This window comes from Bradyrhizobium sp. Kon37, assembly GCF_055807535.1.
Genome location: NZ_JBVVOY010000308.1, coordinates 1 through 249, shown reverse-complemented (window position 1 = coordinate 249; position 249 = coordinate 1). Strand labels below are relative to the sequence as shown.

The following is a 249-nucleotide window of genomic DNA, read 5'->3' as shown; positions in this document are numbered from 1 at the left end:
CTGCTGCTGGCCGCGTCTGTCTGGTTGTACCTCAAGCGCCCGACGTGGGCGGCCGCAGCAGCGCCGGCCAACAGAACTCGACCAGGCCGCCGGCCACGACGAACAGCGCTATAGGAGCGACCGAGCGGCCGCGCTCGACCAGGTAGAGCATCGCGGTTGCGGCCAACAGCGTGAACATGACGTTCAGCGGCCACCATCCGCCCACCACTCCACCCAACGCAATGAACGGGACCGAGGCGACCAGGCCGA

Annotated in this window: 1 protein-coding gene; it reads right to left on the bottom strand. The window is 68.3% G+C overall.

Annotation, left to right across the window (positions count from 1 at the left end; translation table 11 throughout):
• Positions 1–31 precede the first annotated feature (31 nt).
• The coding region (locus AC0L3J_RS38270; RefSeq protein ID WP_473350602.1) for a TraX family protein at positions 32–249 on the bottom strand (218 nt) is incomplete at its 5' end.